Below are 10,028 nucleotides of genomic sequence, written 5' to 3'. Positions count from 1 at the left end.
TATTAATTATTTTATGAGTTTTTGATGCTTTACCATTTTGCATTCCTTGAAGATACAGAGTGTATAAACCATCTTGGTCATTTAACATATCCACCAAACCATTTTCTAAAGGTTGAACAACAACCACACTACCATTAAAATCTGCTTCATCATTCATCTTATCTATTTGCCAATCAACAAAGGCCCTTAGAAAGTTACCTTCTCCAAATTGTAATACCTTTTCAGGATAAGTTTTAAATTTTTTGTATGTTTCCTTACTTAATTTCATTGTTTCTCCTCCAAACTTATAATGTTCATGTAAAGTTAATTTTAATTTCAATACACAATTCACAATGCAAAATGTTTTTCATTAGATATTGTACATTGTCAATTATTTATTGAATTTTCTGACAAAAATAATTTCTAGAATAGTTAAAAATAAAACTAAAATATAATTTATTTACTTCGTTAACTTATATTTAGAGATAGGATATACTTAACTTAATCTATAATCTATATTTAATGAATCATTCTTAACTATTCTCATATAATTATCAATTATTAAATTTATTATCTTTCTAGTTATCACACCTTTCTTATGTTCTAGTTAGTTATAAGATTTATATTAATATATTATCTTTCAATTCCCTGTTTCTTACCTATAAATTCTAACAGCTGCTCATAATATGGATATCCTTCCATATCTCCTTGTACTAAAGTTGCCATTGCTCCAACGCCATTAGCATATTCACCAATTTCTTTTAACGATAAATTATCTAAGTATCCAGATATAAATCCTGCTGCAAAGCCATCGCCTGCCCCAGCTGTATCTTGGATTAAATCGGAAACATTATATCCAGGTACTTTAACTCCTTCTTTTTTATCCTTAATGTAACAACCTTCCGCACCTAACTTAACTACTACAATTTTAGCTTCTTTTCCTAAGAAGTAATCACATATTTCATTCTTATCAGTTAATCCTAAAAGAAGCTCACCCTCATCTAAACCAGGCATTACAATATCAGCTTTACTTGCTATACCTACTAAAACTTTTCTAGCTTCATCAATATTCCATAACTTTAATCTTATATTTGGATCAAAAGATACTAATACATTATTTGCTTTTGCAATTTCGATTGCCCTATATACTGTATTTCTACAGCTTTCTGACAATGCTGGAGTTATTCCTGTTAAATGCAGTATTTTTGCTTGTTTTATATATTCTTCATCAATGTCTTTTTCTGAAAGATTACTTGCTGCAGAATTTTTTCTATAGTAATAAACATTAGGATTACTCCTTTGATAACGCTCTTTAAAAAGCAGACCTGTCGGGTTTTCTTTATCAAATATTACTCTTGATGTATCTACCCCTTCGGCTTTTATGGCGCTAATAACAAATCGTCCAAACTCATCATCTGAAACTCTTGAAAACCAACCTACACTGTGATTTAATTTAGCTACAGCTGAAGCAAAATTAGATTCCGCTCCACCAAGTGATTTATTAAAAGTATGAACATGTCTTAAAGGTCCATTATTATTAGGACTAAAGACAACCATTGATTCGCCAAACGTTATAACATCCATACTATTTTTTCTCCTTAGCCTTTCTATAAGCATCTACAAATTCTTTAGCTGTTTTTTCGACTAAATCATAATCTCCTGTTTTAGCTCCCTTAGTTAAATCTCCACCTGTTCCAACTACTGCAGCACCTGCTTCAACCCATTCATGTAAATTAGCTACTGTCACTCCACCTGTTGGCATGAAATCTCCTTGAGGAAGAGGTCCTTTAAACGATTTAATTACTGATGGTCCATACAGATTAGCTGGAAATACCTTAACCACATCAACACCATATTCCATAGCAGTGATTGCATCTTTTACAGTCATTACACCAGGCATAACTAATACTTTATATCTATTACAAAGCTTTAATGTATCTATGTCTAAACTTGGACTTACAATGAATTGTGCTCCAGCTAAAATACATGCTCTTGCTGTTTCAGTATCTAAAACTGTTCCAGCTCCAACTATCACATTTGTTCCTTTGTATTTCTCAGCTACTTCTTTAATTACATCTATTGGATTTGGAACTGTCATTGTAAGTTCCATAACCTTTATTCCACCTTTTGAAACTGCATCCACAATTTTTAAAGCTTCTTCTTTAGAGTCACCTCTAACTACCGCTACAACTCCAGCTTCTTTTATATTTCTTAATACTTCTTCTCTTCTCATTTTAGCACCTCAAATTCTATTTATAATTTAATATATATGTTAAACAATTATTAATTTCTAATTCATATTAATTAAAAGTATTTTTTAAAATACACAGTTCTCAAAATGGTTAACTTAAAATGTTAATAATTTATAGTATGAAAAATATGTGTTTGAAGAAATTCAACATTACCTTAGTATACGTTTGGTTGTTTTTAATTTTGCTTGAGAACTGTGTTTTATATATTAAATAAGTTAATTTATAAACAACTTATTTACATATCAAAATATTATAATTATCAAATCACTGTTCTTATGTTTACGTGAACAATAATAAATAAAGTCATTGTTAACGTGAACAACTTTTTTCACAACAATCTGCTAACCATATATATTATAATATGGTTTTTTAAATAATGCAATACTTTTGTTAACGTTTGTTTTTTCTTTAAGAAATTATTATTAAAGGCACCATTACCTTTGTAAAGAAAGTAACGATGCCATATTATTTATATTGTTCTAAGATTAATTTCTATTTAACATAATTACTATTCAAGATTACCGTTTTCCCATCTGCCTTCTTGTAAATCTTGTGCTACTTTTCTATATTTATCATCTGGTAAGTTATGTAACACACCTACTACAATAGCAGCTAATGCTAATGCTATAGCTGGATATAATGTCATTGCGCCTTTGATTCCAAGTAATGTTTCTGCACTTTGTTGTGCATTTGCAACATATCCAGTCATTCCCAATACACTTGCACTAACAAGAGCAGCGATAGATTGAGCAATTTTTCTTGAGAAGTTAAATGCAGCGTATGTTACACCTTCTTTTCTTATTCCTGTATGCCAGTGACCGTAATCTATAGCATCTGTAACAAATGCCCAAGTAACTCCATTTGGAATAGCTAATGCTACATATCCAATAGTAACTAAAATTGTGAAAGTAGTCGGATTTGTTGGTATTATAAAGTTTAATCCATTAGCAATAATTCCTATTACTAATCCTGTAATTGCAGTTTTCTTTTTACCAAACATTTTTACTAAGAACGGAATTGCAAATATACCAATTACAGAACATCCAATCATAATACCATTAACTTTTGGTTGAAGTGCAATATCACCTAAGTTATATTGACAGAAGAAAATCATCATTCCATTATTTGTATTCATTGCTGAGATTGTAAATAATTGCATAAGAATTAAGCATAATAGCGGTCTATTTGTGAATACAACTTTAACGTAATCTTTAGCAGAAGCCTTTTCTGATTTACCTTCTCTGTTAATTACAATGTGTTCTTTTGTGTTTATGAAACAGATAAAGAATGAAATAATTCCTATAACAGCCATAACTGCAGCTGCAACTGGATAACCAACTCTTTTATCACTAAACATCATAAGAATAGGTACGAAAGCTACACCTGTTATTAATTGTGCTCCTAATGAACCGGCCTGTCTAAATGTAGCTAATTGACTTCTTTCTTCTACATCCCTTGTCATAACCGATGCCAATGATCCATAAGGTACATTAGTAAATGAGTATACAAGTCCCCAAATCATATATGTTGCATAACCATATATAATTTTAGATGAAAGTGGTATTTCAGGCATAGTAAATGTAATAACTGTAAGCAATGCAAGTATTATACTTGAAATCATCATTACTGGTCTAAACTTACCACTCTTACTAGCTTTTCTACCATCTATTAATGAGCCAGCTAGTGGATCCATAAATGCATCAAATATCTTTGTAAATGCAAATATACCTCCAACTGCTCCCGCACTTATTCCACATGTATCGATAAAGAATTTTGTAAGGTATGATTGCCCTAAGTCGAACATAAAACCATTACCAAAATCTCCAAATCCATATGATATTTTTTCTCTTAAACTTAATTTAACATTTTTATTATCAGTTTTTGCATTGTTTAATTCGTTGTTATTAAGCGAATTTTCCATATATACATCCTCCGTATATTTAAATTTTATTTATCATGTCTTATTAAATTGTAAAATTCTATAGGTTATCTTTTATTTTATTAATTAATTTTTCATATTCCTCATCACTTAACAGTATTTTTTGTGGATTCATCTCAAAAGTTTTTCCCCAAGATGGACCACCTTCATATTTTGGTACTATATGAAGATGTAGATGTTTCATAGTATCAGCAAAAGCTCCATAATTAACTTTATCCGGCTTAAAAGCTTTATGAATCGCTTTTGCAACCTTGCGTGCATCATTTATGAACAATGCTGCTTCATCTTCAGTTAAGTCTGTAATTTCACTTTTATGTTCTTTAAAAACTACATTACATCTTCCTTTATAAGTTTGTTCCTTGAATAAGTATAGTGTTGATACTTCTAAATCGCAAATTTTTATCATTAATACATCAAGATCACTGTTTTTCGAACAGTAAAAACAATTTGAATCAAAGCTCATTATTTTCCCCTCCTTTATAGTAATATATTTATATTAAAGAGCCATTTTAATAGCTTCTTTAATTCCTAATTTTTCAATAGCCTCTAAGTATTTAGTCACTTCATCATTTAAACCAGATATCTGGTTTAAATTGCTTCCCCAATTCTTTTCGTATCCCAAGATTGAAGTGGTAATATTTCTTATTCCTTCACTTGTTCCATCATAATTAGTCCATAAATTTTTATATAATTTCAATACCTCTTCATCATCTGAAAGTTCAATATCTTCTTCTTCTCTTTTTCCCTTATAAAATGCAATTAGTGCAGCAAGAGAAAATACTAATTTTTTAGGAAGCTTCCCTTTTCTATCTAAATATTCAGTTAAGCTTGGTAAATTTCTAGTTTTAAATTTTGACATTGAATTTAATGCTATACTCATTAAATAATGTTTTACATATGGATTTTGAAATCTTTCAATTATTGCATCCGCAAACTCTACTAATTCGTCATGCGGTAAATCTAATGTTTCTACTATTTCTTCATAAATTAATCCTTTTATATATTTTCCTATTATTTCATGATCCACTGATTCTCCTACTGTATCTAAGCCATAAAGATATGATACAGGTACCATTGCTGTATGAGGACCATTTAGTATTCTTACTTTACTTGTTCTATATGGTGTCATATCATTTACTAGTTTTATATTAAGCCCAGCTTTCTCAAAAGGTAGTTCCTCCTTTAAAGATTGTGGTCCTTCAATTATCCACGAATGATACATTTCACCAATATCAACTAATTTGTCTTCATATCCTAATTCTTTTGTTATCTCATCTATTGTATCCATTGGATATCCTGGTACTATTCTATCCACTAAACTGCAACAAAATGTATTTGAATTATTAATCCAATTAATAAATTCTTTTTCTAAATTCCAAATTTCAGCGTATTGCAATACTATTTCTTTAAGCTTTTCACCATTTCTATCTATTAGTTCACATGGTATTATTGTTAAACCTTTACAGTTGTCACCATCAAATACTTTAAATCTATGATATAAGAATGCTGCTAATTTACCCGGAAAGCTTTTTTGACATCCACCTTCAAGTTTATCGGTTTCATCAAAGGCAATTCCTGCTTCTGTAGTATTTGATACTACAAATTTCAGTTCTGGATTTTCACCAACTTTTAGGTATTCATCATAATCCTTATATGGATTAATTCCTCTACTTATGGAATTTATTACTTTATGTTTTTTTAAAGCTTTCCCATTTTGAATACCTTGAAGGTATACAGTATATAAGCAATCTTGTTCAATTAACTTATGAATCTTCCCATGTTCTCTTGGTTGAACTACTACTACACTTCCATTAAAACCAGCTTCATCATTCATCTTATCTATCTGCCAGTCCACAAAAGCTCTTAAAAAATTTCCCTCCCCAAATTGCAATACTTTTTCAGGATAAGTTTTGAAATTTTTATATATTTCTCTGTTTAACCTCATTAGTAAATCCCCCTGAGTATCTATTACTACATATTTTTCTACGACTAAGATTAGATTAATGCATTTTAAGATAAAACTATCAAAGCATATTAATAAACTAGTATCTAAGTTACTAAATAGCTTCGATAGTTCTATTTTACTTAGTAAACTTGCTACATATTAAAGTATTTTTCAGCATTATTGTAACTTATGTCTGCTACAATTTGTCCTAAATGTTCAATATCATCTGGTAATTCTCCATTTTCAACCCATTGTCCGATTACATTACAAAGGATTCTTCTAAAGTATTCATGTCTTGTATATGATAAGAAGCTTCTTGAATCTGTTAACATTCCAACAAATGTGCTTAACATTCCTAAGTTAGCTAAAGTTCTAAGTTGATCTTCCATACCTATTTTATGATCGTTGAACCACCATGCTGATCCAAATTGCATTTTACCTTTAATTCCATCTCCTTGGAAACATCCTATTAATGTTCCTATAGTTGAATTATCATTTGGATTTAAACTATATATTATTGTCTTTGGTAATGCTTTTTCAACATTTAATGAATCTAATAATCTTGATAATGGAATTGCGACTTCTGTATCATTTAGTGCGTCAAATCCTGTATCAGGCCCTAGTTTTTTGAACATTGTTGAGTTATTGTCTCTAACACAATTCATATGCAATTGCATTGTCCAGCCTAAATCATGATATAATTTTCCGAAGAATTTTAATACATAAGCTCTAAGTTTATTTTCATCCTCAAAAGGCACTTGACCATTTTTTAATACATTTGCAAATATTTCTCTTACTTCTTCTATTGAAGCATTTCCTACTGGAACAAAATCTAATGCATTATCAGAAACTCTGCATCCAACTTCATGGAAAAATTCTACTCTCTTCTTTAAAGCTGCTAAATATTCATCAAAGTTTGTAATTTTTGTTCCTACAACTTCTTCTAATTTATTAAACCACTCTTTAAATGTTTCTTTATTGATTCCTAATGCCTTATCAGGTCTAAATGCTGGTAATACTTTCACGTCAAAGCTCTTATCTTCCTTAATTGCTAAATGATATTCTAACGAATCTATTGGATCATCTGTTGTACAAAGCATTTTAACATTTGACTTTTTAATAAGATCTCTTACTCTGAATCCATCCCCATTTAACATCTTATTTACTTTTTCCCAGATATCTGGTGCAGTTTTTTCATTTAAAACTTCATCTATACCGAAGAATCTTTTAAGTTCTAAGTGTGTCCAATGATAAAGGGGATTTCCGATTGCGTATGAGATTGTTTTAGCCCAAGCTAAGAACTTTTCGTAATCGCTTCCATCTCCTGTAATGTACTTTTCATCTATTCCAAAGGTTCTCATTTGTCTCCATTTATAATGATCACCATAAAGCCATACTTGAGTTATATTTTCAAATTTTTTATTATCTAAAATTTCTTTTGGATTGATATGGCAGTGATAATCAATGATTGGCATCTTTTCTGAATAATCATGATATAGCTTTTCTGCAGCGCCATTACTTAATAAAAAATTCTCATCCATAAATTTTTTCATAGTTAAATTCCTCTCCTTATTATGTTCACGTAAACAATTTAAATATCATTCAATTGTTAACGTGAACAGTACTTTAATATTATTATATTATGATTTTATTTAGAACGCAACACTTTTTTAGTTAACGTTAACATATTTTTTCTTCTTCTTCGTTTTTTTTGTAAGATTTTACACTAAAACTCTATTTATTGCATTCTGAAATCTATCTCTAACACTTATATTACCAATTCCAAAGTGTTTAAATATGATTACTATTCAAGAATACCATTTTCCCATTTGCCTTCTTGTAAATCTTGTGCTACTCTTCTATATTTATCATCTGGCAAATTGTGTAATAAGCCAACTACAATAGCAGCTATAACTAATGCAACTGCTGGATATAATGTCATTGCACCCTTGATTCCAAGTAATGTTTCTGCACTTTGCTCAGCATTTGCAACATATCCTGTCATTCCTAACACACCTGCACTTACTAGTGCAGCTATAGATTGAGCAATTTTTCTTGAGAAATTAAAGGCAGCATATGTTACCCCTTCTTTTCTTATTCCAGTATGCCAATGACCATAATCGATAGCATCTGTTACGAACGCCCAAGTGACTCCATTTGGAATTGCTAATCCTACATATCCAATTGTAACAAGTATTGTAAATGTTGTAGGATTTGTTGGTATTATAAAGTTTAATCCATTAGCTATAATTCCAATTACGAAACCTATCATAGCCGTTTTCTTTTTACCAAATTTACTTACTAAAAATGGAATGGAGAATATACCAATTACTGAACATCCAATCATTATACCATTAACTTTTGGTTGAAGAGTAATATCACCTAAGTTATACTGAGCAAAGAAAATCATCATTTGATTATTTGTATTCATTGCTGAAATTGTGAATAATTGCATTATGATTAAACATAAAAGTGGTCTATTGGTAAATACAACTTTGAAATAATCTTTAGCAGTAGCTTTTTCGGATTTTCCTTCTCTATTAACTACAACATGTTCTTTAGTATTACTGAAGCAAATGAAAAATGATACAACTCCAATAACTGCCATTATTGCAGCTGCAACTGGATAACCGATTTTTTTATTAGGAAACATCATAAGTATTGGTACAAATGCCACACCAACAATCAATTGTGCTCCTAATGATCCTGCTTGCCTAAATGTAGCTAATTGGCTTCTTTCATCTATATCTCTTGTCATTACTGATGCTAATGATCCATAAGGAACGTTAGTGAATGAATATACAAGTCCCCATGCCATATATGTTGCATATCCATATATAATTTTAGCTGACATCGGAATCTCCGCCATTGTAAAAGTAACAACTGTAAGTATAGCTAGAATTATACTAGAAATCATCATTACTGGTCTAAACTTACCGCTTTTACCAGCTTTTCTACCATCTATTATTGAACCAGCTAGAGGATCCATGAATGCATCGAATATTTTTGTAATCGAGAATATTCCAGCAACTGCTCCCGCACTTATTCCACATGTATCAACAAAAAATTTTGTAAGATATGATTGGCCTAAATCGAACATAAAGCCATTACCAAAATCTCCAAATCCATAAGATATTTTTTCTCTTAAACTTAGTTTAACATTACCTGCATCCGTATTCCGTACTTCAGCATTTTTTTTCAATTGTTCCATTATTATTCCTCCATAGTTATTTCAATTTGATTATTTCTCAATATAAATCAAATTTTATAAATTATTTTTTATCTTAGCTATTAAATCTCTATATTCCGCATCAGTTAACATAACTTTCTGTGGATTCATCTCAAAAGTTTTTCCCCAGGATGGGCCACCTTCATATTTAGGTACTATATGAAGATGCAAATGCTTCATAGTATCTGCAAATGCTCCATAATTAACCTTGTCCGGATTAAAAGCCTTATGAATTGCTTTTGCAACCTTTCGTGCATCATTTATGAATAACGCTGCCTCTTCTTCAGTTAAATCTGTAATTTCACTTTTATGTTCTTTAAAAACTACATTACATCTTCCTCTATAAGTTTGTTCTTTGAATAAGTATACTGTCGATACCTCTAAATCACAAATCTTAATCATTAAATTGTCAAGATCTTGATTTTTAGAACAATAAAAACAACTCTGATCAAAACTCATTTTTCTTCCTCCTTGATAATAATTTATAATAAAAAAACAATCATCATAACTTTTACATTGATTGTTTTTTAACAAACAATCTTACAAAAATCCTCTAAATATAAATACTAAATAGCATTTATATTTTCCAATATTTATATTAGTTTTATAGTACTTCTTTAACAGCTTCCTTCATACCTGCTTTTTCAATTATTGCTAAGTATTCAGTAACCTTGTCGGTTAAAC

Annotated in this window: 8 protein-coding genes and 1 pseudogene; all 9 read right to left on the bottom strand. The window is 29.9% G+C overall.

Annotated features, from left to right (window positions below; genetic code table 11):
• Positions 1-268 (bottom strand): annotated as a pseudogene (locus CLOBL_RS25685) (tagaturonate reductase); the annotation flags it as partial.
• Positions 269-612: 344 nt separating this feature from the next.
• On the bottom strand, positions 613-1,563 hold the full coding sequence (locus tag CLOBL_RS25680; protein ID WP_077861596.1) for a sugar kinase: 951 nt from the start codon (positions 1,561-1,563) through the stop codon (positions 613-615).
• 1 nt (position 1,564) lies between these two features.
• Positions 1,565-2,212: a bifunctional 4-hydroxy-2-oxoglutarate aldolase/2-dehydro-3-deoxy-phosphogluconate aldolase gene (locus CLOBL_RS25675; RefSeq protein WP_009170796.1), complete on the bottom strand. Its 648-nt coding sequence runs from the start codon at positions 2,210-2,212 to the stop codon at positions 1,565-1,567.
• A 527-nt stretch (positions 2,213-2,739) separates the two neighbouring features.
• Entirely contained in the window at positions 2,740-4,152 is a 1,413-nt protein-coding gene (locus CLOBL_RS25670) for a glycoside-pentoside-hexuronide (GPH):cation symporter (protein WP_077861595.1), read from the bottom strand.
• Positions 4,153-4,210: 58 nt separating this feature from the next.
• Positions 4,211-4,633 carry an HIT family protein gene (locus CLOBL_RS25665; RefSeq protein WP_077861594.1) on the bottom strand — a complete coding sequence of 141 codons (423 nt, stop codon included), beginning with the start codon at positions 4,631-4,633 and terminating at the stop codon, positions 4,211-4,213.
• Between the two features lie 33 nt (positions 4,634-4,666).
• Positions 4,667-6,115: a tagaturonate reductase gene (locus CLOBL_RS25660; RefSeq protein WP_077861593.1), complete on the bottom strand. Its 1,449-nt coding sequence runs from the start codon at positions 6,113-6,115 to the stop codon at positions 4,667-4,669.
• Between the two features lie 152 nt (positions 6,116-6,267).
• On the bottom strand, positions 6,268-7,668 hold the full coding sequence (gene uxaC / locus CLOBL_RS25655; RefSeq protein WP_009170800.1) for a glucuronate isomerase: 1,401 nt from the start codon (positions 7,666-7,668) through the stop codon (positions 6,268-6,270).
• A 251-nt stretch (positions 7,669-7,919) separates the two neighbouring features.
• Complete coding sequence (locus CLOBL_RS25650) at positions 7,920-9,326, bottom strand: glycoside-pentoside-hexuronide (GPH):cation symporter (protein ID WP_009170801.1); 1,407 nt, start codon at positions 9,324-9,326, stop codon at positions 7,920-7,922.
• A 54-nt stretch (positions 9,327-9,380) separates the two neighbouring features.
• Complete coding sequence (locus CLOBL_RS25645; protein WP_077861592.1) at positions 9,381-9,803, bottom strand: HIT family protein; 423 nt, start codon at positions 9,801-9,803, stop codon at positions 9,381-9,383.
• Positions 9,804-10,028 lie beyond the last annotated feature (225 nt).

The sequence above is a fragment of the Clostridium sp. BL-8 genome, from assembly GCF_002006495.1.
Classification (GTDB): Bacteria; Bacillota; Clostridia; order Clostridiales; family Clostridiaceae; genus Clostridium.
This window is presented reverse-complemented; position numbering and strand designations above follow the sequence as displayed.

Bases quoted from the DNA above. Each gene is read 5' to 3' on its own strand.
- CLOBL_RS25680 (WP_077861596.1), bottom strand. From the start codon at position 1,563: ATGGATGTTATAACGTTTGGCGAATCAATGGTTGTCTTTAGTCCTAAT.
- CLOBL_RS25675 (WP_009170796.1), bottom strand. From the start codon at position 2,212: ATGAGAAGAGAAGAAGTATTAAGAAATATAAAAGAAGCTGGAGTTGTA.
- CLOBL_RS25670 (WP_077861595.1), bottom strand. From the start codon at position 4,152: ATGGAAAATTCGCTTAATAACAACGAATTAAACAATGCAAAAACTGAT.
- CLOBL_RS25665 (WP_077861594.1), bottom strand. From the start codon at position 4,633: ATGAGCTTTGATTCAAATTGTTTTTACTGTTCGAAAAACAGTGATCTT.
- CLOBL_RS25660 (WP_077861593.1), bottom strand. From the start codon at position 6,115: ATGAGGTTAAACAGAGAAATATATAAAAATTTCAAAACTTATCCTGAA.
- uxaC (WP_009170800.1), bottom strand. From the start codon at position 7,668: ATGAAAAAATTTATGGATGAGAATTTTTTATTAAGTAATGGCGCTGCA.
- CLOBL_RS25650 (WP_009170801.1), bottom strand. From the start codon at position 9,326: ATGGAACAATTGAAAAAAAATGCTGAAGTACGGAATACGGATGCAGGT.
- CLOBL_RS25645 (WP_077861592.1), bottom strand. From the start codon at position 9,803: ATGAGTTTTGATCAGAGTTGTTTTTATTGTTCTAAAAATCAAGATCTT.